The 23,431-nt window shown below is 64.0% G+C and carries 25 protein-coding genes; 13 read left to right on the top strand and 12 right to left on the bottom strand.

All coding sequences use genetic code 11. From position 1 onward, the window contains the following. Positions 1 to 251: 251 nt before the first annotated feature. Positions 252 to 2,066, top strand: a complete 1,815-nt coding sequence (locus tag FJ492_RS13200) for a DUF882 domain-containing protein (RefSeq protein WP_246676016.1) — start codon at positions 252 to 254, stop codon at positions 2,064 to 2,066. 249 nt (positions 2,067 to 2,315) lie between these two features. On the opposite strand, the gene FJ492_RS13195 is transcribed toward FJ492_RS13200, so the two are convergent. Next, positions 2,316 to 2,954, bottom strand: coding sequence for a 2-dehydro-3-deoxy-phosphogluconate aldolase (locus tag FJ492_RS13195; RefSeq protein WP_140770227.1), 639 nt, complete (start codon positions 2,952 to 2,954; stop codon positions 2,316 to 2,318). 200 nt (positions 2,955 to 3,154) lie between these two features. Here FJ492_RS13195 and FJ492_RS13190 point away from each other — a divergent pair, with 200 nt between their 5' ends. The 4 genes from FJ492_RS13190 (at position 3,155) to FJ492_RS13175 (ending at position 5,999) form a co-directional block, all read left to right on the top strand. After that, positions 3,155 to 4,087: a rhodanese-related sulfurtransferase gene (locus FJ492_RS13190; protein WP_140770225.1), complete on the top strand. Its 933-nt coding sequence runs from the start codon at positions 3,155 to 3,157 to the stop codon at positions 4,085 to 4,087. Between the two features lie 116 nt (positions 4,088 to 4,203). Then, positions 4,204 to 4,941, top strand: a complete 738-nt coding sequence (locus tag FJ492_RS13185; RefSeq protein ID WP_140770223.1) for a tellurite resistance TerB family protein — start codon at positions 4,204 to 4,206, stop codon at positions 4,939 to 4,941. A 123-nt stretch (positions 4,942 to 5,064) separates the two neighbouring features. Continuing rightward, positions 5,065 to 5,247 carry a hypothetical protein gene (locus FJ492_RS13180; protein WP_140745384.1) on the top strand — a complete coding sequence of 61 codons (183 nt, stop codon included), beginning with the start codon at positions 5,065 to 5,067 and terminating at the stop codon, positions 5,245 to 5,247. Next, positions 5,244 to 5,999: an SDR family oxidoreductase gene (locus tag FJ492_RS13175; RefSeq protein WP_140504205.1), complete on the top strand. Its 756-nt coding sequence runs from the start codon at positions 5,244 to 5,246 to the stop codon at positions 5,997 to 5,999. Before FJ492_RS13180 ends, FJ492_RS13175 begins: the two co-directional genes overlap by 4 nt. Here FJ492_RS13175 and FJ492_RS13170 read toward each other — a convergent pair whose 3' ends face one another. Continuing rightward, entirely contained in the window at positions 6,000 to 6,374 is a 375-nt protein-coding gene (locus tag FJ492_RS13170) for a YciI family protein (protein WP_140770221.1), read from the bottom strand. A 48-nt stretch (positions 6,375 to 6,422) separates the two neighbouring features. After that, the gene (locus FJ492_RS13165) at positions 6,423 to 7,607 is read right to left on the bottom strand and encodes a pyridoxal phosphate-dependent aminotransferase (protein ID WP_140770218.1); all 1,185 of its coding nucleotides are present in this window, start codon (positions 7,605 to 7,607) and stop codon (positions 6,423 to 6,425) included. A gap of 82 nt (positions 7,608 to 7,689) precedes the next feature. On the opposite strand from FJ492_RS13165, the gene FJ492_RS13160 reads away from it, so the two are divergent. The 4 genes from FJ492_RS13160 (at position 7,690) to denD (ending at position 10,666) form a co-directional block, all read left to right on the top strand. Beyond that, positions 7,690 to 8,376, top strand: coding sequence for a GNAT family protein (locus tag FJ492_RS13160; RefSeq protein ID WP_140770216.1), 687 nt, complete (start codon positions 7,690 to 7,692; stop codon positions 8,374 to 8,376). Positions 8,377 to 8,390: 14 nt separating this feature from the next. Next, the gene (locus FJ492_RS13155) at positions 8,391 to 9,374 is read left to right on the top strand and encodes a cation diffusion facilitator family transporter (RefSeq protein ID WP_140712760.1); all 984 of its coding nucleotides are present in this window, start codon (positions 8,391 to 8,393) and stop codon (positions 9,372 to 9,374) included. Positions 9,375 to 9,463: 89 nt separating this feature from the next. Beyond that, on the top strand, positions 9,464 to 9,676 hold the full coding sequence (locus tag FJ492_RS13150; protein WP_140745392.1) for a hypothetical protein: 213 nt from the start codon (positions 9,464 to 9,466) through the stop codon (positions 9,674 to 9,676). A gap of 12 nt (positions 9,677 to 9,688) precedes the next feature. Further along, on the top strand, positions 9,689 to 10,666 hold the full coding sequence (gene denD, locus FJ492_RS13145) for a D-erythronate dehydrogenase (RefSeq protein ID WP_140770214.1): 978 nt from the start codon (positions 9,689 to 9,691) through the stop codon (positions 10,664 to 10,666). A gap of 40 nt (positions 10,667 to 10,706) precedes the next feature. On the opposite strand, the gene FJ492_RS13140 is transcribed toward denD, so the two are convergent. The 4 genes from FJ492_RS13140 to FJ492_RS13125 form a co-directional block, all read right to left on the bottom strand. Continuing rightward, a complete protein-coding gene (locus tag FJ492_RS13140; RefSeq protein WP_140770267.1) occupies positions 10,707 to 11,882 on the bottom strand; it encodes a nickel/cobalt transporter in 1,176 nt (391 codons plus the stop codon). Positions 11,883 to 11,896: 14 nt separating this feature from the next. Next, positions 11,897 to 12,565, bottom strand: a complete 669-nt coding sequence (locus FJ492_RS13135; protein ID WP_140770212.1) for a DUF1007 family protein — start codon at positions 12,563 to 12,565, stop codon at positions 11,897 to 11,899. Between the two features lie 136 nt (positions 12,566 to 12,701). Beyond that, complete coding sequence (locus tag FJ492_RS13130; RefSeq protein ID WP_027144786.1) at positions 12,702 to 13,601, bottom strand: LysR family transcriptional regulator; 900 nt, start codon at positions 13,599 to 13,601, stop codon at positions 12,702 to 12,704. 3 nt (positions 13,602 to 13,604) lie between these two features. After that, a complete protein-coding gene (locus FJ492_RS13125) occupies positions 13,605 to 14,801 on the bottom strand; it encodes an amidase (RefSeq protein WP_140770210.1) in 1,197 nt (398 codons plus the stop codon). Between the two features lie 542 nt (positions 14,802 to 15,343). On the opposite strand from FJ492_RS13125, the gene odc2 reads away from it, so the two are divergent. Beyond that, positions 15,344 to 16,477 (top strand): ornithine/lysine decarboxylase, encoded by a 1,134-nt coding sequence (odc2, locus tag FJ492_RS13120; RefSeq protein ID WP_140504186.1) that lies wholly within the window; start codon positions 15,344 to 15,346, stop codon positions 16,475 to 16,477. Positions 16,478 to 16,741: 264 nt separating this feature from the next. Next, entirely contained in the window at positions 16,742 to 17,296 is a 555-nt protein-coding gene (locus tag FJ492_RS13115; RefSeq protein ID WP_140712824.1) for an N-acetyltransferase, read from the top strand. 83 nt (positions 17,297 to 17,379) lie between these two features. On the opposite strand, the gene FJ492_RS13110 is transcribed toward FJ492_RS13115, so the two are convergent. The 5 genes from FJ492_RS13110 to FJ492_RS13090 all read right to left on the bottom strand — a co-directional run bounded on the left by FJ492_RS13110 (position 17,380) and on the right by FJ492_RS13090 (position 21,517). Continuing rightward, positions 17,380 to 17,664, bottom strand: coding sequence for an SCP2 sterol-binding domain-containing protein (locus FJ492_RS13110; protein ID WP_027144782.1), 285 nt, complete (start codon positions 17,662 to 17,664; stop codon positions 17,380 to 17,382). 188 nt (positions 17,665 to 17,852) lie between these two features. Continuing rightward, positions 17,853 to 18,374 carry a hypothetical protein gene (locus FJ492_RS13105; protein WP_140504183.1) on the bottom strand — a complete coding sequence of 174 codons (522 nt, stop codon included), beginning with the start codon at positions 18,372 to 18,374 and terminating at the stop codon, positions 17,853 to 17,855. 29 nt (positions 18,375 to 18,403) lie between these two features. Next, positions 18,404 to 18,829 carry a hypothetical protein gene (locus FJ492_RS13100; protein ID WP_027144780.1) on the bottom strand — a complete coding sequence of 142 codons (426 nt, stop codon included), beginning with the start codon at positions 18,827 to 18,829 and terminating at the stop codon, positions 18,404 to 18,406. Between the two features lie 13 nt (positions 18,830 to 18,842). Further along, positions 18,843 to 19,415, bottom strand: coding sequence for a rod-binding protein (locus FJ492_RS13095; RefSeq protein ID WP_181166649.1), 573 nt, complete (start codon positions 19,413 to 19,415; stop codon positions 18,843 to 18,845). 122 nt (positions 19,416 to 19,537) lie between these two features. Further along, a complete protein-coding gene (locus tag FJ492_RS13090; RefSeq protein ID WP_140770208.1) occupies positions 19,538 to 21,517 on the bottom strand; it encodes a BTAD domain-containing putative transcriptional regulator in 1,980 nt (659 codons plus the stop codon). Between the two features lie 173 nt (positions 21,518 to 21,690). Here FJ492_RS13090 and FJ492_RS13085 point away from each other — a divergent pair, with 173 nt between their 5' ends. Both FJ492_RS13085 and FJ492_RS13080 read left to right on the top strand, forming a co-directional pair. Then, complete coding sequence (locus FJ492_RS13085; RefSeq protein WP_246676015.1) at positions 21,691 to 22,734, top strand: DMT family transporter; 1,044 nt, start codon at positions 21,691 to 21,693, stop codon at positions 22,732 to 22,734. Continuing rightward, on the top strand, positions 22,731 to 23,426 hold the full coding sequence (locus FJ492_RS13080) for a hypothetical protein (RefSeq protein WP_140770206.1): 696 nt from the start codon (positions 22,731 to 22,733) through the stop codon (positions 23,424 to 23,426). Before FJ492_RS13085 ends, FJ492_RS13080 begins: the two co-directional genes overlap by 4 nt. Positions 23,427 to 23,431: the final 5 nt, after the last annotated feature.

The following is a 23,431-nucleotide window of genomic DNA, read 5'->3' as shown; positions in this document are numbered from 1 at the left end:
AAACCAGCGGTTTACCAAGAAACCGCGCGGACAATTTTTGACGGGATATCGCCACGGTGTTACCGCATTTCGGCTTCAATAAGCGATGATTAACCATTAGGATCGATATTCGGATGTGAAAACGACACGTCCGTTTGGGCAAATCCGGGGACAAACGGCAGCCTGCAAGGCCTTTTGATTTGAACAGAATCGAACGATTCACAAACGGGCGGCACTATCATTTGAGCGTCTGGCCGAGATGGTTGGCGGCGGTGATTGTCGCATTTGGTTTTGTTGCCGCGGCCGCCACGGGCGCCCAGGCCGAAGTTCGTTCGCTAAAGCTCTACCACCTCCACACGCACGAGAAGGCGGAGATCGTCTACAAGCGCAATGGCCGCTACGTTCCCGAGGGCCTGAGGAAGATCAACATCATCCTGCGCGACTGGCGCCGCAACGAGCCGACCAAGATGGACCCGCGTCTGCTGGATCTGGTCTGGGAGGCTTATCGCGAAAGCGGCGCCACCGATTATATCCAGGTCGTCTGCGGCTACCGCTCGCCCTCGACCAATTCAATGCTGCGCAGCCGCAGCCGCGGTGTCGCCGAGAAGAGCCAGCATATGCTTGGCAAGGCGATGGATTTCTATATTCCCGGCGTGCCGCTAAAGAAGCTGCGCAACATCGGCCTCAAGATGCAGGGCGGTGGCGTCGGCTATTACCCGACCTCCGGTTCGCCGTTCGTCCACATGGATGTCGGCAATGTGCGCCACTGGCCCGGCATCAGCCGCCAGGAACTGGTCAGCCTGTTCCCCAATGGCAAGACGCTGCATGTGCCGAGCGATGGCCGGCCGCTGCCCGGCTATGAACAGGCGCTGGCCTCCTATCAATCACGCAAGGGTTCCGGCACACCGAATATCGAGATGGCCAGCGCCGGCGGCAGCGGCAAGAAATCCGGCGGGTTCCTCTCTGCCTTGTTCGGCGGCGGTGGCGACGACGAGGCCGACGACAGCGCCGACGTGGAGACCGCTTCGGCCGCACCTGCGCCCAAGGCTAGAAATCTGAAACCGGCCGCCGCCGCCAAGAGCAGCAACGTGCCTGGCATCGCCATCGTGGCCCCCGAGAATGCCCAACGGGCCGACATTCCGCAGGTTGCCGACGAGCAGGCTCCGGAACCGGAGAAGAACACGCCGGAGACGATTATCGCGGCGCTGCCGGCCAAGGAAATCCCGCTGCCCGATTTCGCGCCGCGGCCGAAGGCCGATGTCGGCGCGCAGCCGCCTGAGAATGTTCCCTTCGCCACGGCGGATGCGACGGCCACCACCGAACAGGCAGTGGCGACGGCTCAGGCACCGGCGAACATGCCTTTCGGCAAGTCCGATCCGGCAGCCATCGCGGAAGCCGCGGCCGCCGATCCGGCGCAGGTCGCCGTCAACAACATCCCACTGCCGACATGGCGCCCCGAGCGCTCGCTGCCGGCGGACCTCGCACCGCCGCCCAGCAAGGATGTGCTGATGGCGCTGGCCGAAACGGCTGACCAGGGCAAGACCGCGACGGATGCGTTCTCCGTGCTGCCGACAGCGCGTCCCGAGCCGACCAAGCTGGACGCCGTCAAGGCCGTGCTCGACCAGGCCAATGCCCAGGTCGGCACCGCCGACGAATATCAGGTGGCCTCGTTGGCCGAAGAACCGCGTTCGGCCTTCAACGATCCGTCTGGTGTCGATGGGGCCTCGCCGCGCCAGGCTGTTGCCGCCCGTCCTGCCGGTTCCGATCCGGTCGCCGCGATCGGCGCTGGTGTGAAGACGACCCGCAAGGAAGCCAGGGCCACCGTCCGCGACCAGAAACCCGGCCCCAGGGCCGTAGTGGTTGCCGCTGCTCCGCAGGCCGCCCGCTGGGCGCTGACCAGCGGCGAAAACGTTGCCGCCGTTTCGAGCGCGACGACCGCGCCGGGTTACGCCTACAACATCGTGCATACGCCGCCGAGCGAGGTCTATACGACTGGCTTCCAGGCGGGCAACCAGATGGCCGACGCCAACCGTTTCACCGGCAATGCCGTCAAGTTCCTGTCGGTCGCCCGTTTCCAGACGAAGTAGCGAACAGCCCGGAATATTGCTGAAGCCGCGCCGGGCGACCCGCGCGGCTTTTTGCTGTCCAGAGGTGCGATGCAGGTGGTGCCTTATGCCGCAGGATCACATGATGAGAAGCACTGCCGCACCAGGGTCGTGACGTGCTGGCGGCACCATCCCAAGCAGACGGTCAACGGTCTGCAACTGATCGCACCCCAGTGGTCAAAGAGGCCCGGTCGACACCAGTCGGCCGGGTTTTCGGGCCGTCCGGAAAGGTTATTTCGCGAGTTTGCTGGCGGCGCGTGCGAGCGCTTCGATCTCGTCCCACTTGCCGGCCTTGACCATGTCGTCGGGCGCGACCCACGAGCCGCCGACGCAGATGACATTGGGCAAAGCGAGATAGTCGGCGGCGTTCTTGCCGGTGATGCCGCCGGTCGGGCAGAATTTGACGTCGGCCAGCGGCGAGGCGAAGGCCTTGAGCGAGGCGATTCCGCCGGACTGTTCGGCGGGGAAGAATTTCAGGAAGCGCAGGCCGGCTTCGCGCGCGGTCATGATCTCGCCGGGCGTGATGGCGCCGGGCAGCAGCGGAACCTCGCTGCCGGCGGCGGCGGCCAGAAGCTCGCGGGTGATGCCGGGGTTGACGATGAAGCGCGAACCGGCACCGGCTGCCTCGTCGAACTGCTTGCTGTCCAGAATGGTGCCGGCGCCGACGATGGCCTCCTCGACCTCGCCCGCCACGCGACGGATCGCTTCGAGCGCATCCGCGGTCCTGAGTGTGATCTCGATCGCGGGCAAACCGCCGCGCGCCAGAGCACGGGCCAGCGGCACCGCATCGGCTACATTGGCGATCTTCAACACCGGAATGACAGGCTGGCCATTCAGGAGCGACAGGAGTTTCTCGGTCTTGCTGGGCATCTGTCTCTCCTTGTCGAGGGCCGCATCTAGCGAATTTCAACCGATTAGCAGACGGGTATTGCCGTGTCCACGAAACCGGTCGCGGCGCGATGTCACGTATTGTCGCCGAGCTTAAAGGTTCTTTCCCGACAAGGCCATGACGAGCAGCCCGACCCGTTTCGCCTTGAATCGACGTCTACGAGCGTCTAGTTCCTCTGGCGATGACAACTCTGCCCGCGCCATCCCAGCCAGTCCGCGTCGCTGCACTCTACCGCTTTGCCCGGCTTGAGGCTTTCGAGGCATTGCGCGCGCCGCTTGCGGCCTTCTGCTGCGGGCGCGGGATCAAGGGCACGCTGCTCCTGGCGCATGAGGGCATCAACGGCACCGTCGCGGGCAGCGAGGAAGCGATCGCCGCGCTCATCGAATACATCGAAGCGATCCACGGCCTGTCGGGTCTCGAGGTCAAATACAGCAGTGCCGCGGCCATGCCGTTCCATCGCATGAAGGTGCGGCTGAAACGCGAGATCGTCACCATGGGTGTCGAGACCGTCGACCCGGCGAAAAGCGCGGGCACCTATGTGGAGCCAGGCGACTGGAATGCGCTGATCTCGCAACCCGATACGATCGTCATCGATACGCGCAACGCCTATGAGGTCTCGATCGGCACCTTCAAGGGCGCCGTCGATCCGGCGACGGCGAGCTTTCGCGAATTCCCGGCCTGGGTGGAAGCGCACCGGGCAGATCTCGAAGGGCGCAAGGTGGCGATGTTCTGCACCGGCGGCATACGCTGCGAAAAGGCGACCGCTTATGTGAAGTCGCTCGGCTTCGAGGATGTGTTCCACCTCAGGGGCGGTATTCTCAAATACCTCGAGGAGATTCCAGCGGAGCAGAGCCTGTGGGAGGGCGAGTGCTTCGTCTTCGACGAGCGGGTTTCGGTGTCGCACGGCCTCGCGGAGGGCGACGCGGAACTCTGCCGCGCGTGCCGCCATCCGCTGACGGAGAGCGAGCTGGTGTCGCCGAAATATGCCGCCGGGGTTTCGTGCCCGCACTGCTTCGACGCCCGCTCGGATGAAGACCGCGAGCGCTACGCAGAGCGCCAGCGGCAGGTCGAGCTCGCGCAAGCCCGGGGCAGGGGACCGCATATCGGATCCTGATGGAGGCGCGGGGCCGGGCAAACCGGGGCCGTCTGTCATTGCAATGTCAAGCTTTGGAACCTACGTCTTCGGCGTCGAAACCTGCCCGTTCGGCCGGGCAAATCCTGGAGGCATTGATGTTCGATCCCAAGAAGCTTCTCGACGATCTGCTCGGCTCGCAAATTCCCGGCACCAGCGGCACGGTCCGCGACAAGGCCGGGCAAGCGGTGCAGATGGCCAAGGACAATCCGCTGGCCGCCGGTGCGCTGGCTGCCGTGCTGCTTGGGACCGGCGCCGGCCGGCAGGTGACGGGTGCCGCGGTGAAGCTCGGCGGCTTGGCCGCCATCGGCGGTCTCGCCTACAAGGCCTATCAGAACTACAAGGCCGGCAACGCACCGGAACAGGCGCCTGCCGCCGGCGAGCCGGAATTGTTGCCGCCACCCAAGGACACCGCCTTCCACCCGTCGCAGGCGCCGCAAGGCGAGGATGAGTTCACGCTGACCCTCGTGCGGGCGATGATCTCGGCGGCCAAGGCCGACGGCCATGTCGACGACGAGGAACGCCAGAAGATCGCCGGCAAGCTCAACCTCGCCGGGATCGGCACCGATGCGGAAAAATTCCTGATGGCGGAGCTGGAGAGCCCGCTCGACCTCGACACGCTGGTGGCCGGCGCCAGGACCGACGCGCAGAAGCTCGAGCTCTATACGGCGTCGCGCCTCACCATCGACCCCGACACCCGCGCCGAGCGCGGTTATCTCGACCTGCTTGCCGGGCGGCTTGGCCTGCCGGATGCGCTGATCGACCATGTCGAGGCGACGGTTTCGGCGGCGAAAGTGCCCGCCGCCAAGGGTACGTCACCCAATCCGCAGAGGTAGCCCGGATTGGCACAGAGGGCCCTGGAGGCGTTTACCTTTCGTTAACTCAGGAAGCGCATCATTCTACACAGTCGGATCGGCTTTTCCTCCTCCCAAGCCCGGTTCAGATCAGGGCGGTCGCCAATGACCGCCCTTTTTGTCGGCGCTCGCCGGCTTCCCTCCAAAGAAACGGGTTTCACTTTTCGAGGGCATGTCCCGGTGGCCGCGCTTGCCATCGCCGCCATCATTTGCGATGCCTTCTCCACCCGAACCAAACTTGTAGATCAGGCGAGCATGCACAGCGCTGCCGGAGGACAACTGCCATGACCGAGCAAAAAACCGCCATCGTCACCGGCGCCGGCACCGGGATCGGCAAGAGCGTCGCCACGGCATTGCTCAAGGCGGGCTGGAACACGGTGTTCTGCGGGCGTCGCAAGCCGGTGCTGGATGCCGCGATCGCCGAGATCGGCCCGACCGACGCCAGGGCTTTGGCGGTTTCCTGCGACATCAGCAAGGCCGGCGAGGTCGACGATCTGTTCGAGACGGTGGCGGAGGCTTTCGGCCGCGTCGACCTGCTCTTCAACAATGCCGGCATGGGCTACAAGTCGACGCCCATCGACGAGATCCCGGTCGAGGTGTGGAACGATATCGTCGGCGTCAATCTCACGGGATCTTTCCTTTGCGCGCGCGCCGCCTTCGGCGCCATGCGCAAGCAGAAGCCGATGGGTGGCCGCATCATCAACAACGGCTCGGTGTCGGCTTATGCGCCGCGCCCGGGCTCCGTGCCCTATACGGCGACCAAGCACGCCATCACCGGGCTGACCAAGACGCTGGCGCTGGATGGCCGCCCCTTTGACATCGCCTGCGGCCAGATCGACATCGGCAATGCGCTGACCGACATGGCGCAGCCGATGACCGTGGGTGTGCCGCAGGCCAATGGCTCGATCGCCGCCGAGGCGGTGATGGACGTCCAGCGCGTTGCCGACGCCGTCGTCCACATGGCCAGCCTGCCGCTCGACGCCAATGTGCTGTTCATGACGGTGATGGCCACCAAGATGCCGTTCGTGGGCCGCGGCTGATCAGGCGCCCCCCAACGGTGCGCCAGGCAGATAGAGCGCGATAGGACGGATCTCGTAGACGGCGGTCGGATTGACACGGCGCAGGTCGCGCGCGATGGCGATGGCGTCGTCGCGCGTGGCGCAGTCGACGACGTAGAGACCAAGAAGCTGTTCCTTGGTCTCGGCGAACGGCCCATCAATGACGGTCCCCTCGCCTGGCCCGCGCAAGGTGAAGGCCGATCGTGTCTCGCCCAGCCGCGCCGACGGGCCAAGGCTGCCGTCCGCGTAGAGCCCGTCATGGATCTTGAGCAACTCTGCCATCAGCGCCGCATCTTCCTGCGGCGTCAGCGCCTTGATCGCGTCTTCCACATGATAGGCGAGAATTGCATAGAACATCCGATGTCACCTCTCTTGTCGTGACTGTCCTGGAAAGAGCCCGTCGGCTCACTTCGCCAGAAACGTTCCGATCCGCTCCAGCGCCCGCAAAATGTTCTCCTCGGAATTGGCATAGGAGAGCCTGATGTACCCTTCGCCAAGAATGCCGAAATCGGGACCGCCGATCAGCGCCACGCCGGCTTCGTCAAGCAGGGCCGAGGCGAGTTTCTTCGCTTTCCAACCGGTCTTCGAGACATTTGGGAAGGCATAGAACGCACCCTTGGGCGTAATGCAGGAGACGTTTGGCAGGGCGTTCAGGCCTTCGACCACGATCTTCCGGCGGTTGTCGAAGGCGCGCATCATCTTGTCGACGTCGTCCTGCGGGCCGTCGATCGCGGCGATGCCGGCGAACTGGCTCGGCGCGTTGACGCAGGACCAGCAATTGACCGCCAGCTTGCGTACCTTGTCGTAGAGATGGCCGCCCTTGTCGCCGTTCGGCCAGATCGACCAGCCCATGCGCCAGCCGGTCATCGCCCAGGTCTTCGACCAGCCGTTGAGCACGATCAGCCGGTCGCGGATCTCGGGAAAGCCGAGCAGCGAGCAATGCGTCTCGCCGTCATAGGTCATGACGTCGTAGATCTCGTCGGAGAGGATGGCGACGTCTGGGTGCTTCTCCAGCCCCTTGACCAGTTTTTCAATCTCGGCCCGGAGCGTGACGCCACCGGTCGGGTTGGCCGGCGAGTTGAGGATCAGGAGCTTGGTCTTCGGCGTGATCAGCGCCAGCGTCTCTTGCGCCGAGAAGGCGAAGCCGTTCCCCTCGCGCATCGGCACGGGAATGGGGGTCGCACCGGTGAATTCGATCATCGAGCGGTAGATGGGAAAGCCGGGGTCGGGATAAAGGATCTCGGCGCCCGGTTCGCCGAACATCAGGATGGCGGCGAACATGGTCGGCTTGCCGCCGGGCATGATCATCACCGCCTCGGGCGAGACCTCGACGCCGGTGGTGGTCAGCGTGCGGCGCACCACCGCCTCGCGCGTCGCCAAAAGGCCGTTGGCCGGCGTGTAGCCATGGTGGCCGTCACGCAACGCCTTGATCGCCGCCTCTACGATGTGCTGCGGCGTCTTGAAGTCTGGCTGGCCGATGCCGAGGTTGACGATGTCGCGGCCCTGCTGGGCAAGTGCCGTTGCTCGCGCCAGCACCGCGAACGCATTTTCCTCGCCGAGACGGTCGAAGGCCGAAATCGTGTGGAGCATTTTTCCCGTCCCTGTGGTTCTTACTGTGCGGCAGCGTTTTTGTGAGCGTCCGCTCGCAAATGTCAACGGATTGGAGCTTTCGGTGTCGGAAAATCTCAAAGACTGGCAACCGCGTCCGTGCCCGGAGCACAAGGTGCTGGAGGGCCGCTATGTCAGGCTCGAGCCGCTGAGTGCCGCGAAGCACGGCGACGGCCTCTATGAAGCCTCGGCCGTCGCCGATGTCGACGGCCGCTTCGCCTGGCTACCCGATTATCCGCCGGAAACCCGCGCCGCCTTCCAGCCCTGGCTGGACAAGGTGGAGGCCAGCGAGGATCCACTGTTCTTCGCGGTCATCGACAAGGCCAGCGGCAAGATCGCGGGACGCCAAACGCTGATGCGCATCGATCCGGCCTATGGCGTCATCGAGATCGGCAACATCTACTGGGGACCGCTCATCTCGCGCAAGCCGGCGACGACGGAAGCGCAGTTCCTGTTCATGAAATACATCTTCGACGAACTCGGCTATCGCCGCTACGAATGGAAGTGCAACAACCGCAACGAGCCGTCGAAGCGCGCGGCGGAACGGTTCGGCTTTAAATTCGAGGGCATTTTCCGCCAGCATCTCATCGTCAAGGGTGAAAACCGCGACACCGCGTGGTATTCGATCATCGACAAGGAATGGCCGGCTCTGCGCAAGGCTTATGAAGCCTGGCTCGATCCAGCCAACTTCGACGCCGATGGCCAGCAGAAGCGCCGCCTGGAGGATTTTCGCGCGGAATTCGGCGCCTAGCGGGAGTTTGCCATTTGGCGCATACCCACGACCACAGCGGGCACGACCACGGCGGGCATGACCACGGCGCCGGCCATGTGCATGGTTCGACCGACAAGAAGCGCGTGCTGATCGCGGCTTGCCTTACCGCCGGCTTCATGGTCGCCGAGGCGCTCGGCGGCCTGTTTACGGGGTCGCTGGCGCTGCTGGCCGATGCCGGCCACATGCTCGCCGACGCCATTGCGCTCGGCCTGGCCTGGTATGCCTTCCATCTGGCAGGCCGGCCGGCGACCGGCCAGCTCACCTACGGCTTCGGCCGGGTCAAGACGCTGGTGGCTTACACCAACGGCATCGCCATCTTCGTCATCGCGCTGTGGATCGTCTACGAGGCATGGAATCGCCTGCTGACACCTGCACCGGTGCTGGGCGGTCCGATGCTGGTGGTGGCGATCCTCGGCCTGCTGGTCAATATAGGCTCCTTCCTGGTGCTGCATGGCGGCGATCGAGACAACCTCAACATGCGCGGCGCCATCCTGCATGTGCTTGGCGATCTGCTCGGCTCTGCCGCCGCGATCGTGGCGGCACTGGTCATCCTGGCGACCGGCTGGACGCCGATCGACCCGATCCTGTCCGTGCTGGTCTCGCTGCTGATCCTGTCCACCGCCTGGTCGCTGATGCGCGCCGCCGCCCACGTCCTGCTCGAAGGCGTGCCGCCAAGCCTCGATCGCGACCTGATTGCCGGGGATATCCAGGCAACGGTCAAGGGCGTGCGCGAAGTGCACCATATGCATATCTGGTCGATCGACGGCACGAGCAGCATGGCGACGCTGCATGCCTGCCTTGACCAGGGCGTCGATGCGCATCAGGCGGTCAGCGCCATCAAGAAGCGGCTTGCCAGCGAGCACGGCATCAGCCATGCCACCGTGGAACCGGAATTCGGCCACTGCGCCGACGATGGCGACGGCCACGACCATAAGCATGAGCACGATGCGGCTCCGCATCACGGCCACTATCACTAGGCCCGATCAATGATCATTGACCGGACCTGCCTCAGGAGTTCTCCAGCTTTGAAACTCAGCCCGATGAACGATCGCCGGTCCGGTGCGGCATGATGGACCGCGACACGCGCAATGCGGCCATCGCGGCGGTCTGGATCATGCTTCTGTTCGGTATTGCCGCTTTCTACCTGCCGACCGTGATGTTGGCACTCGGCAACTATTCGACCGTGCTGGCGGGTATCTTCGGCACCGCCTTCGTGCTGGCGTTCTTCTTGGTGTTCTGGCTGCGCGCGCGTAGCCAGCGCAAAAATCGACACAAGTAAGGGATATCGGACATGCGCATTCTGATCACTGGCGCGGCGGGCATGGTCGGCCGCAAGCTCATCGCCCGGCTGGCCAAGGACGGCACGCTGCGCGGCAAGAAGATCACCGCGCTCGATCTGCACGACATCGTGCCGCCGCAGGCGCCAGCCATGGCCGGCGTCAGCGTCGCACCGCACACGGGTGACCTTGCCGAAGCAGGCGCCGCGGAAGGCCTGGTTGCGTCGCGGCCCGATGTCGTCTTCCACCTCGCCGGCATCGTGTCGGGTGAGGCGGAAGCGAATTTCGAACTCGGCTACCGCGTCAACCTCGACGGCACGCGCGCGCTGTTCGACGCCATCCGCCTGGCGGGGTTCGCGCCGCGCGTCGTCTTCACCTCGTCGATCGCGGTGTTCGGCGCGCCGTTCCCGGATGTCATTCCGGACGAATTCCACCCGACGCCGCTGACCTCCTACGGCACGCAGAAGCAGATGAGCGAAGCGCTGCTCGCCGATTATTCAAGGCGCGGCTTCTTCGATGGCATCGGCATCCGGCTGCCGACGATCTGCGTGCGGCCGGGCAAGCCGAACAAGGCGGCCTCTGGCTTCTTCTCCGGCATTATCCGCGAACCGCTGAGCGGGCAGGAGGCGATCCTGCCGGTGCCGCGCTCGGTGCTGCACACCCATGCCAGCCCGCGTTCGGCGGTGAATTTCCTGATCCACGCGGCTGGCATCGACGGTGCCGCCGTCGGGCCGCGCCGCAACCTGACGATGCCGGGCGTCGCCGTCACCGTCGGCGAGCAGATCGAGGCGCTGGAACGCATCGCCGGATCGAAGGCGGCAAGCTTAATCCGCGAGGTGCCCGACGAGACAATCTGGGCGATCGTCAAGGGCTGGCCGACCCGGTTCGAGGCGCGGCGGTCAAGGGAGCTTGGCTTTAGTGCCGAGAAAAGTTTTGATGAGATCATCCGCGTTCATATCGAGGATGAGCTGGGCGGCAAGATCGCCGGTTAGGCGTTGCGGCGGCTATCCCGTTCCAATGGGTTGGATGGGTCTACCCGCCGCTCGCCAAGCTGGCCGACAGCAGTAACAATCCAAACAGGAACACGAAGGCCGCGCCGCCGATCTCGACGATCGAGTGGATGCGGTTACCCATGCGGCCGCCGCCCGCGAAATACACCGCCCAGTTCTTGGCTGTCACGGCCAGCGTCGCCAGCGCCGAGACGGTGATGGCGGTTCCAATCGACATCGCCAGCACCGACAGCAGGCCGCCGAGCCAAAGCCCGTTGAGAAGTGCGAAGCTCAGCACGATCAGCGCGCCGGAGCAGGGGCGGATGCCGACCGCCGCCACCGCCGACCAGGCCGTGCGCCAATCGAAGCGGTCGCCGGACAGCATCGCCGGATCGGGCGCATGCGAGTGGCCGCAGGTTTCGCAGACCTCGCCGCCGGCGTGGTCGTGATGCGCATGATCGTGCGCGCCATGGTCGTGATGATCGTGCGAATGGCCATGCGCATGATCACGATCGTCATGCGCGTGAAGTGCATGGGAATGTGCGTGCGCAGCATGGTCGTGGGCGCCATGCGAATGGCCGCCGACATGAGAATGGCCCGCGTGGGAATGACCTGCGTGAGCCGCGGACAGGCTGTAGGCCGGCCCCTTGCCAAACAGGCGCAGGACGGCTGGACCGAGCTTGCGCCACAAAAGCCAGGCGCCAAAGAGGGTGACCAGGGCAAAGCTCATGATCTCCATGAACCAGGCCGCATCGGTCATCGAGATGGTGGTGCCGCGCAGGACGAAATAGGCAAGCAGCATCACCAGGATCGCCGTCAGGCCCTGCAGCAGCGCCGAGACGAAGGACAACAGGATGCCGCGCTTCAGCGCCACTTCGTTTGCCACCATGTAGGAGGAGATCACCGCCTTGCCGTGGCCGGGGCCGGCGGCATGGAAAATGCCATAGGCGAAGGACAGGCCGATGAGCACCCAGAGCTTGCTGTTGTCCTGGCGCATCGCCTTCATGGCTGTCGCCAGCGCGCGATAGAATTCCTGCTGCCTGAGATTGATCCACATCAGGATATGGGCGAACGGACCGGTGGTCGGCGCCATGCCGTCATTGACGCCGATGCCGAGCGAACTCTGGGCGTGCGCGGCATTGGCGAAATGCATCACGGCAAAGGTGAGGGCCATCAGGCCGAATGCCAAACGCAAGGACGGTTTCGAACAGTTCCCGATCAGGTTCACCGGATCTATCCTTCTGGCTGGCAGGTCAGTTCGAGCTTGGTGGCAAAGATCTTGCTCATATCGGTGCCTGTCGGATCGTTGAAGAAAGCATCCGTCAGGGTCTTCTGGTTTTCCTTGATCGCCTCGTCAGGGTCCGGCCGGACGACCTTGCTCGTGCAATTCGACGGCAAGCCTTCAACCGTGATGTTGGAATCCTCGGTGAAGTCGATCGCCGTGTAGAAGGTCGGATCGTAGACGCCGATGTCGATCGTGCCGGTCAGCTTGATCGGCACCTTGGGTTCGGACTCGAACAGGATGATCAACTGATCGTTATCGAAATTGGCCATCAGATGCGGCGGCGGCACCATCGTCACGTCCTTGCCGTTCTGCGTGACGAGCTGGAAATAATTGAACTCGGCCAGCGAGGCATGAACGGTATCGGCGACCTCCTTCAGCTCCTTGTCGTCAAGCTTCAGGTCGGAGTTCTTGTCGAACTCCATCATCACCGTACTCGAAAACAGGTCGTCGAAGCGCCACAGATGACGCAACGCTTTCACACTTTGGTGATCCGGGGAGAGGATCACGTCGAGGCGTGCCTCGGCGAAGACGTGCGGATGCACCTGGGCGGGTCCTGTCGCGGCAAAGGTCGCCGCCAAGGCCGAAGCCAGCATGATTGCGTGCCGTTTCAAATGCATTCGCGGTCGCGATTCCCTTGGCTTTCGGAGAGAGTTGTCGAAGGTTACCAGAAAGGGGGCGAAATTGGGACCGCCAGTGCGTGTCGCCCAAAGTGCGACGCGGTTTTGGGACGACGACACGCACGCTGAAGCGGGGTCAGGCGCTCTCGCGGGTCCTGAACCACTGCACCAGGAAATCGACGAAAACGCGCACCTTCGCCGGCAGATAGCGGCGGTGTGGATAGACGGCGAAGATGCCGCCGCCCGACAGGATGCGGTCGTCGAGCACCGCCATCAATTGGCCGCTCTTGAGGTCGGGCGCGGCGATGAAATCCGGCAGGATGCAGAATCCAAGCCCCGACAAGGCCGCGGCGCGCGCCGCCATCGGGCTGTTGACTTCGATCGGGCCCGACACGGCGATGCTCACCGGATCACCATTGTCGCCCTTGAACGGCCAGTTGTTCAGGCCGCGGCCATTGGTGTCGACGATGCAGGGCATGTGGCCGAGATCCTGGGGCCGTGTCGGCATGCCATGCCTGGCGATCAGTTCGGGAGAGCCGCAGAGCTTGATCGAAAACGGCGCCAGCCGTCTGGCGATCAGCGACGAATTCTCCAGCCGCGAGATGCGCACCGCGAGGTCGAAGCCTTCCTCGACCAGATCGACGAAGCGGTCGTCGAGCTGGATGTCGAGCACGATGTCGGGATATTGCTTGGCGAAGTCGATCAGCGACTGGCCGATCGGCGCGTCGGCGAAAGTGCGCGGCGCCGACAGCTTGATCCGGCCGCGCACATCGCCCGAGGACTCGCGCACGGCGTCGGCCAGGCTGTCGACCTCGCGCACGATCTCCGAGGCGCGACGGTAGTAGGTGTGGCCGGCCTCGGTCATCGAGAACTGGCGCGTGGTGCGGTTGAGCAGCAGCGCACCGAGTTCGTCCTCCAGCTCGCGCACATATTTCGACAGCAGCGCCTTGGAGCGGCCGATTTTGCGCGCTGCCGCCGAAAAGCCCTCGGCCTCGACGACATCGATGAAGGCGCGCATGCGGGTCAGTGTATCCATTGTTCAGGCTCTTTGTGCTGCGTCGAGAAGTTTTCGGCCGAGCCGTATCAGGGCTATGTCGCTGCCGGAAGGGCCAAGCAGCGACAGGCCGAAAGGAGCGCCGGCGACCGAGCCGATCGGCAAGGTGATTTGGGGAAAGCCGGAGAGCCCGGCCAGGCACAGAAGATGCAAGGCGCGCTCGCGATAGGCCTGGAACTGCTCGGGTGTGCTGTCGACGTAAGGCGCCGGGCCTGGCACCGTCGGCAGGACAAGGAAGCCGTCCTTGCCGAGCAGGGCACTCAATTCGCCGCGAAAGGTCAGCCGGCGCACTTTTTCGGCCTGTGCCGTCCGGTCGTCGACGGCACGGCCGAAGCCGAAACGCTCCTCGACCCCGGGGCCAAGATCGCGCTCGCCGCTGGTGATCCATTCGCCATGCACCGTCCAGGCCTCGCTGGCCTGCAGCCGGCGAAAGCACCAGTAGAGTTCATCCGGGGGAGAGCTGAAGCACGTCGTCGGCGTCGCCGGCGTGCCGAAAACCGCGCTCGCCAGCGCCTTCATTCCCGCATATTCTGCGAGTGCCGGCCGGGCGACCATTTCGTCCAGCCAGCCGAGCGTCAGCGGGCGGTCGAGCGCATGCGGGTGCGGGTCGCGGCCGAGCAGCAGCTTGCCGACTGTCTCGTAGGTTTCGATGCCGTCGGCGAACCAGCCGAACGTGTCGAAACTCGGCGCCAACGGCATGGTGCCCTCGAGGGAAATGCGGCCATGCGTGGTGCGGAGCCCGATCAGCCCGCAGAAACTCGCCGGCGCGCGGATCGAACCACCGGTGTCGGACCCCGTGGCGATGTCGACCAGCCTACCCGCCACCGCGGCCGCCGACCCGGACGACGAGCCTCCGGTGACGCGGTCGGGAGCCGCGGGATTCGCTGGAAACGGAAAATGCGCATTCTGGCCGAACAGAGCGAAGGCGAGCTCGTCGGTCTGGGTCTTGCCGACGAAACGCGCGCCCGCGTCGAGAATCATCTGCACGGCGGGTGCCGTGCGCGAAGCGGCGTGGCCTTCGGCGAATTTCCGCAAATTGCCGCAACCGGTGCGATAGCCGGCAACATCGTAAATGTCCTTGACCGCCAGCCGCAGGCCGGCCAGGGGCCCAAGCTCGGCATGCGCCACCGGTATCTGGCGAAGATCGAGAAAGGCGTTGAAGGGGCCGTGCGTGCCTGTCATCGTTCGATATCCGGATACGGTTGCGCCAACATTGTTCGATGCCAGATATTTTACAACCTGGGATACGATTTTTATTGATTGTGAAATGCTTCGCCCCTATATCGCGCTTGCCCAAAGTCGCACGTGCCTGTGGGTGTCCGCCGATCCTCGAATGGTGAGGGAAATCGGTAAGGTAACTGGAGCCAACCCCTCCAGTCGGTTTAGCGGCCAACCGCCAGACCGAGGACACCTTGAAGCAACGACGGTGCGGGCCTTTCTGGTTCTCTGCCGGTTGTCCAAAGACCGGGGTTACTGAAGAGGCACACCTTCATTGCCGGCAGTGCGGAACGGGGTTCTCCCAATCCAAGCCAAGGCAGACAAAGCGAACCGAAGCCGGGCAAGGCCAAGGTTCATCGCCGCGAGACGGCGTTTCATGGTTCCGGGGTCTCCACCGGCTGGTTCCATGGATTTTCCGTCCCGCCTTTGTTTGACCGCGTGTTCGCGAGGCCGAAAGCCCGTGTCCGCACCCCTGTGCGCGCCGAAAGGCGCGATGGAGAAACCCGATGGCTACACAGCGCATCCTCGACTTCCTCGCCACCCGACGTCCGTCCGGCCCCTGCCTCGTCGTCGACCTCGATGTCGTGCGCGACAATTTCCGCGCCTTCGAGAAGGCTCTGCCCGATTCCAGGATCTACTATGCGGTGAAAGCAAACCCGGCGCCGGAAATCCTGCGCCTGCTTGCTGCGATGGGCTCGTCCTTCGACACCGCTTCCGTTGCCGAAGTCGAGATGGCGATGGACGCCGGTGCGCCGGCGGACCGCATCTCCTTCGGCAACACCATCAAGAAGGAGCGTGATATCGCACGCGCCTACCAGCTCGGCATCAAGCTGTTCGCGGTCGACTGCGTCGAGGAGGTCGAGAAGATCGCCCGCGCCGCTCCAGGCGCCCGCGTGTTCTGCCGCGTGCTGACCGATGGCGAAGGCGCCGAATGGCCGCTGTCGCGCAAGTTCGGCTGCGTGCCAGCGATGGCCGTCGACGTGCTGCGCCATGCCAAGGGTCTCGGCCTTGATGCCCATGGCGTGTCGTTCCATGTCGGCTCGCAGCAGACCGACCTGACCGCATGGGACCGTGCTCTGGCCGACGCCAAGAAGGTGTTCGCGACGCTCGCCGAAGAAGGCATCGTGCTCAAGATGGTCAATATGGGCGGCGGCTTCCCGACGCGCTATTTGCGTGACGTGCCGGCGGCGCAGGCCTATGGCCAGGCGATCTTCTCGGCGCTGCGCAAGCATTTCGGCAACGCCATTCCCGAGACCATCATCGAGCCAGGCCGCGGCATGGTCGGCAATGCCGGCGTCATCAAGTCGGAAGTCGTGCTGATCTCGAAGAAGGCCGACAACGACAATGTGCGCTGGGTGTTCCTCGACATCGGCAAGTTCGGCGGTCTGGCCGAGACGATGGACGAGGCGATCCGCTACCCGATCGTCACCGCGCATGACGGCACCGAGACCGCGCCTTGCGTGCTCGCCGGCCCGACCTGCGATTCGGCCGACGTGATGTACGAGAAGACGCCGTATCCGCTGCCCCTGTCGCTGACCATTGGCGACGAGGTGCTGATCGAAGGCACCGGCGCCTACACGACCACCTACTCGGCGGTCGCCTTCAACGGCTTCGAGCCTCTCCGATCCTACGTGATCTGACGGCTCGTTAGAGCTGTTCAGATCATCCGGCGCGGGCGAAGCGATCGTCCGCACCGGCTCGCCTGTGGAACAGATATCCGCTCGTGAAGGATTGCGGAAATGGACGTTGCGAATTTCATTGTTGAAGCTGGACAGCGCGATTGGCTGATCTCCCCCCTCGAGGGGGAGACGGCCGCCAGGCCAGAGGGGGTCTCCTCCACTGCTGCGGCCTCTCTTCGCGCCGGCGCTCTGCGCGCACCGACCCCTTCTGTCACCTTCGGCGACATCTCCCCCTCAAGGGAGGAGATTAGCGTCGTCGCAGAGACCTCGGCCGACCTTGCAGCGCGCGAGGCACTGCTCGACGAGGCCATGGGGCCGAAGCGCAAGACCAAATCGTCGGAGAAGTTGCGGCGCGGCCGCCGGCCCTCGGAGGGGCTGGCCTTCGTCGCGCGCGATGCCTCGGGCGGCTTGGCCGGCACGGTGCGGCTATGGGACGTCACGCTGGGCGAGGGCGGTCCGGCGCTGCTGCTTGGCCCGCTCGCCGTCGACCCGTCGCTCAAGAGTGCCGGCATCGGTTCGGCGCTGATGCGCCATGCCATCGCGGAAGCCGCGCGCCTCGGCCACGCGGCGATCCTGCTGGTCGGCGACGAGCCCTATTATGGCCGCTTCGGCTTTTCGGCCGCCAGGACCGGTGCGCTCGCCATGCCGGGACCTTACGAGCGGCACCGCCTGCTGGCGCTGGAACTGGTGGAGGGCGCGCTCGACGGCGCCGAGGGCACGCTGAAGGCGTCCGGCCGCAAGCTAAAGGCACAGGCGCCGATCCTGGCGCGTGAGGCTTAAGCGCGACTTGCCCTTCAAACAAAACGCCGCCTGAAAAGGCGGCGTTTTTATCACCTAAAGCCGCTTCTGGCGGCCGCGTCCGTTCAGCCGATCAACTGGCTCAGCGCCATGGCGACGGTCATGTCGCCTTCGACCTTTATCTTGCCGGTCATGAACGCCATGGTCGGGTTCAGGTCGCCCGCGATCAGCGAATCCAGATCGTCGAGCGACAGCTTGATGGTGCAGTCGGCGGGAGCGTCCGTGGTCGAGACGGTTGCGCCGTCGATGACGATGACGCCGTCGCTGCCGGTGTCGAATTTCACGGAACGATCGAACCCGCTGCTGGCCACGCGCGACTTGATCTTCTCGGCAATCTCCTGAACGCTCACGCTGTTCTCCTGTCTGGTTGCATTCTGTCGCGCAACGGCACTTCGGTCCAGCCGAAGTCCATGCGGCATCACTGGCGATCACGATCGCTGCCGCATATAGCTTTGGATTGACGTTTACGTCAACGCGAATTGCAGGAATCGGCCCCGACGCCGACTGCTATCGGGACCACCGGCACCGGGCCGATAGTTCAATGCGCGCTGACCGGCTTAGGCGTCGCGGGCGCAGGGGTGCTGGCATCCTGCCGTCGGCGCAGCCAGTTGTCGCGGATCTCATCCTTGCTCAGGAAATTGACCTGATCGATCAGGACCTCATGCACCAGGGTTGCGCCGACACGTGTGTTGATCGTGTCGCGGATGGCGGCGCGAAAGGCGTCGAGGTCGACCGTCGCCTTCTTGCTGAAGTCGATCTGGGGGTGGGCGTAGAGATAACTGTAGACCTCGTCTGTAATCAGCGCCTCGGCTGGGATCGACAGCTTCTTTATCTGTTCCGGCTCGACGGTATAGACGAGCTTGGCCAGGAAGTAGCCGTCGATCTTGGAGTCGTGGATCAGCGGCACCGAAATGACGTCGGTCTTGACGTAGTCCAGCCCGCCCAGCATCGGCTTGGGTTTCTCGCCTACGCCGCGTTCGCCAGCGGCCTGGAACGAATAGAACACCGCGCCGAGCGTGGCGGCGCAGATCCAGACCGCTATGGCGATGACCTTGATCATTTTGAACCCGAGCCCGGCATCGCCGCGCTCTAACCCTTCTGCCTGCCGAACTCGCCGGCGGAGTAGGTGCCGTCGGTTTCGGCGCGCTGGATGGCGCTGCGCAGCAGGCCGGCAACCTCGTTCACGGCGCTCAGATGCGCCAGGATCGCGGCCTCGTTCTTCGCCAGCTTCTGGCGCAGCCGGGTCAGGCCCTCGCGGTGCTGCTCGAGGAATTCGGCCTCGCTGCCGCCCTTCATGGCGCGGGTCAGCTCGTAGAGATAGCGGCTCTTGCGGGCGTTCGACGCCTTGAGGTCATAGCTTGTATCGCTGCGGATGCCGGCGGTCTCTTCCTCGACCACCTCCTCGATGCGGCCGATGATGGCGGCAAGGTTTCCAGGCCGCGCGAACGGGGTCGGTGCGTCCGACGCGGTTGCTCGCGCTGGCAGGTTGGCGGTGAATTCGGAAGAGTCGGCCATGGTGTTTCCCAGTCTAGATCTTGATGTCTGTTTTTATGGTTGTCTCGTCGCCGGTCATCGACCTGGCGGCCTTGCGCTGCAATTCCTGGACGAGCGAGGTGGACAGACGGGTCTGCTGGTCGATCTCGGTCTTTTCCGGTCCATTCGAAACCGGACCGATCGGTACCGTGCGCTTGCCGTCCATGTAGTGGTCGGCAAGCAGCGACTTGGCGATGCCGATGCCGCCGCGATCGGCCATGGCGTCGGCGACGCGCTCGGCGAGCTGCGATTTCCACATGTCGCCGGCGAGACCCGTGCCGTAGACGCCCTCGGTGTCCTTGGGCAGCATGTTCTGGATGAAGGTCTGCAAGACCATCGCCTCGAACTTCTTGAATTTCTTGGCCGGGTCGGCCGTCGCCGCGGCCTTGTCAGCCGTCGCGCGCGACAGGATCGAGCCGGCATCGACCGAGGCCGCGGTGTCGACCGAAAACGTGCCGGCGACGTTCCCGGCGCGCTTCGTCAGCGCGGCGCGGGCAGCCTCGATATCCATCGGATCGGCAGCTCGGGCGACATCCATCACGATGTCGCTGGGTGGAGAAATCGCCAAGAAGGTCCGCCTTTTGCCGGGTTTCCTTAGCCATGACCATGCCTCAACAAGCTTGTGGCAGGCTTGCGGGGAGGCGGGCTTGATCTGGTTTCTCCGGGTCCACGCCGCCCTGCCAGCTTCCGTCAGGAAGCAGGAAGGCCAGCTCTCGACAACATTTCAAGGAATCTCGCGTGATGATGATCCTTCACATAGCGCGGCACAAAGCCGGGGCAGACATTGCCCAGGTTGAGATGAGGAAGTTGTGACAGGCAATGGTGTATGGCCCGTGAGGCTTCTTCGTTGTTTCCGGTCGCCGACGCGGACGCGGCCCAGTAAAGGGCACCGCGAACAAATCCCGGCTTTGTCCTGACCACCCTGCGGGCGACTTCGAGCGCCCGCCGATCGTCGCCGCCCGCGAACAGTGCGACAACCAAGCCATGATGACGCCAGAAATCGATGACGTCATGCGTTCCGAGCCGGATTGCCTCGTTCGCCTCACGCACTGCTTCGTTTACCTGTCCGCGCAATGCAAACAGCATCGAAATGTCGCCGTGGCCGGTCGGATAGCTTGGATTGAGACTGATCGCGTGCTGACATTCGGCGATCGCTTCGTCGATGCGGCCACAACTTTCGAGCGCGAATGACAGGATGCAGCGGGCAATTTCGTCGTCAGGCACCGCCCGTACCGCCGCCGCCGCAAGCTCGACCGCCCGCTCGATCTGGCCCGGCTCCCTGGGCAACGAACCGAACGCCACGCCCATTGAAATTGTAATCGAGAGCGTCCGCTTCGCACGAGCGTTGTCGGCGCCTATCGAGACAGCTTTCTCCGCAAGCTCTAGCCCGATCAAAAGCGAGTCCCGGGTCATCTCAAAGTACTTCATCAAAGCTTCGTTCACCAACCTGCGCACTTCGGGGGGACCAGGCGGGCTCTTGTCGCGGACTTTCCAGTTGGTCAGTTGAAGGTCGAGGATCACGGCCAAGACAACAGACTGTGCGATCCTGTCCTGGAATTCGAGCGCATTCTCGGAGTGCCCGTCGAACTTCTGGGCCCAGACGTTGTGGCCGCCAGCGGCATCGACAAGCTGGATATTCACCCTCAGCCCATTGCCCGATCTCTGGACGCTGCCGCTAAGCACGTATCGCGCGCGGAGCGTTCCCGGGATCTTTGTTCCTTCGGCACCACTTTTCTCCGCGGGTGGCGGCGCGGAGAGCACGACGTAGTCAGCCACTTCGGAAAGAGCCGTGGTGATGTCCTGCACGAGCCCCTTGGAGAAAAAGTCGTCGCCTTGCTTTCCGGTCAGGTTGATGAAGTCGGCAACGCTGATCGATGGGCGCCCGTGGCGCTGGTTGGCTGGAACAGCATTTGCCGACTGTGTATTCGACGCCGTGTCGGCAGACAGCATGGATTGCCAAAGCGCTCGCGTCTCCGGGCCGACCTCGACCCCGAACTCTTTCTTCAAAATGCTTTTGCAAACTTCGTATGTCCTGATCGCCCTGTCGCGTTGACCCGACGCGAGCAGCAATTCCATCTTGAGCCGATAGGACTCTTCCCGCGTCGGCTCCATGACGAGAACGCGATCGACCAGTATGATTCCGGTTTCCGCGTCAACGAGACGGGCCAATTTTTCGAAAGCTTCAAGTGCGCGGCTCAGCAATCTGTCGCGTTCGGATGTGACCCAGCCATCGAACCCATCGCTTCCCAGATAAAACCCGTCGAGGAACGGCCCGGTGTAGTTCGCCAGGGCCTTTTCGAGCTCCGGCACGGAACGGGCCGTGAGGCCTGCTTCGAACTCGTCCACGTCAACCCGAACCGCGTCTGGCGTGAGGCCAATCGATTCCCCGCGGGAATGGATAAGATTCACGCCTGCCCGCGATAAATCCCGGCGCAGAATACTGAGGGTTTGCCGCAGACTGTTGCGGGAGTGCTCGCTATCGCTGTCACTCCAGAATAGATCAGCCAGTCTCTCCCGTGTCGCTGCCATGCCTGGAGACCGGGACAGATAAGCGATGATCGCAGGCCCTCGTTTTCCTGTCAGCCGGAGCGAATCCGCCGTGGCATTTTCGATCCTGAAACCACCGAAGAGCGAGATTCTATTTGTCTTGCCCTTATCTTCATTTTGCATTTGCTCTCCCCGCCTGACGAAATTCTAACTCAAAACTAACGCTTCGCAAACAGTAGCGCACCACCCTCAAGCGCTGCCGTGATGCAGGATCGTCTAGATCCGGCGAGTAAGGGCGGCCGAGTCACCAAGACCTTGGCTTGAGGGGGTGCCGGGTGTCTGAGACCAGAGCCAATTTGCTGCTGCTGTTGCCGGCCGCTTTATGGGGCCTCGGCAATGTCGCGCAAAAGACGGTGCTTGCTCACCTTGATGCTCTGAGTGCCGTCGGCCTGCGTTGCCTGATCGGCGGACTGCTGGTGCTGCCCTTTGTCTTGAAGGAAAGGAGACTGCCTGCCGGGCCAGGCTATTTCTCCAGCCTGACCAAGGTGGGTGTGTTGTTCGCGATCTCCATCACGCTTCAGCAGCTTTGCTATCTCGGCGCCGCGGTCACGAATGCAAGCGTGATAACACCACTGGCCGCCTGGCTGCTCATCGGCGAACGCCCGACGGCGAACCTTGCCGTAGCTGCCGGTTTGGCCGTCCTTGGTGCCCTGCTTTTGTCCGACGGAATCGACGGTTTCGGCGGCGGCGATCTCACCGCTATCCTGTCGACCGCCTGCTATGCGCTCTGGATGGTCGAACTTGGCCAGCACATGCCGGCCCATCAGCGACCGTTCACCGCCTCGGCGGCACAATTCCTCGGGACGGCGGCCTTCGCCCTGCCGCTCGGAGCGCTGCAAGGCAAGCTATCGCCGGCCGCTGTATTCGCGGCTGGCCCCGAATTGGCGGTCCTCGGCGTGTTCTCCACCGCGATTGCTTTCGGCATACAGACCGCCGCCCAACGCTTCACCACCGCCAGTCATGCCGCCGTGATCGTCAGTGCCGAAAGTGTCTTCGGGGCGCTCGCAGCGACGATCTTCCTTGGCGAACGGAGCTCACCCGCGGCCGCACTGGGTGCCGCGATCATTCTCGGTGCGATCCTGTCCGTTGCAGCGAACGGAACGCCGCGGGCACCCGTGCCCGCGCTGGCCGGCCCGATTCCTTTGATGCGGCGCCTGTCGTCGTGGCCGCGCCCGCACTCAGGGCGGGCGATCGTTCCGTCCCCAATTCAGGTTCAGTGGAGATACGTCATGATCCTTGCCGTTGATCAATGCGTATTCCAAATCCGACCGCCACTCGGCATGGCCTCAAACGACCCGGCAGCGGTCGCTGCCGGGCTTGTCGCGAGGTCGCCGCGATGACCGCTCGGGCAGCTCCGATCGCATATCTGGTGGCGGCGCCTCGCGCCCGCGTGAAGGGACCCGGCGGCTATTACAACAGCGGCAATGCGCTCGGCATCGTCGTGGGTGTCGCAATTCAGATTGCCACGGTGCCGGTCGGATTGCACGAGGGAAGCGCCGTCACCACCGCGGTGATGAACTATTTCGCCGGCAGCCATGGCAGTGTTTCGCTGGCCCTGGCTACCCTGGTTTTCTTCTTGGGCGGTGAGGCCTATCACCGGGCATGGTCAGGGCCGGATGCTCCCGATCCCGCCCTCAACCGTCTGGGCGACTTCCTGTCAGGCATAGGTGCGCTCGGGCTCGGCGCTGCCCTGCTGCTGCTCGGCGATCCCTTACTGGCGGCGACTTCCGGCCTGCTGCATGCGTTGGGTAAATTCGGCAGCGCCATTCATGGGACGGGCACGCCGCTTCCGTTATGGCCGGTCGCCTGGCCCGATCCCTTCCGTAGTGCAGTGCTCGCCAGCCGGTTGCCGGCAATGCTGGCGACAACCGTAGCCCTCGGGGGGACCTTCCCGCGGGTCTGGTCGGGCGAGTCCTTCGCGGCGCTCGCCATGCAACTGACTTTGCTGGGCTGTTACCTTCTATGGACCAAGGCGGATCTGCTGCTGCTCGGCGCGCGGAGCAAGGCTCTTCGCGAGATTTCCACACGTTGAAAAAT

The organism is Mesorhizobium sp. B2-5-4, assembly GCF_006441095.1.
GTDB classification, from domain to species: Bacteria; Pseudomonadota; Alphaproteobacteria; order Rhizobiales; family Rhizobiaceae; genus Mesorhizobium; species Mesorhizobium salmacidum.
The sequence above is the reverse complement of the archived record's forward strand: the minus strand, read 5'-3'. Positions and strand labels throughout refer to the sequence as shown.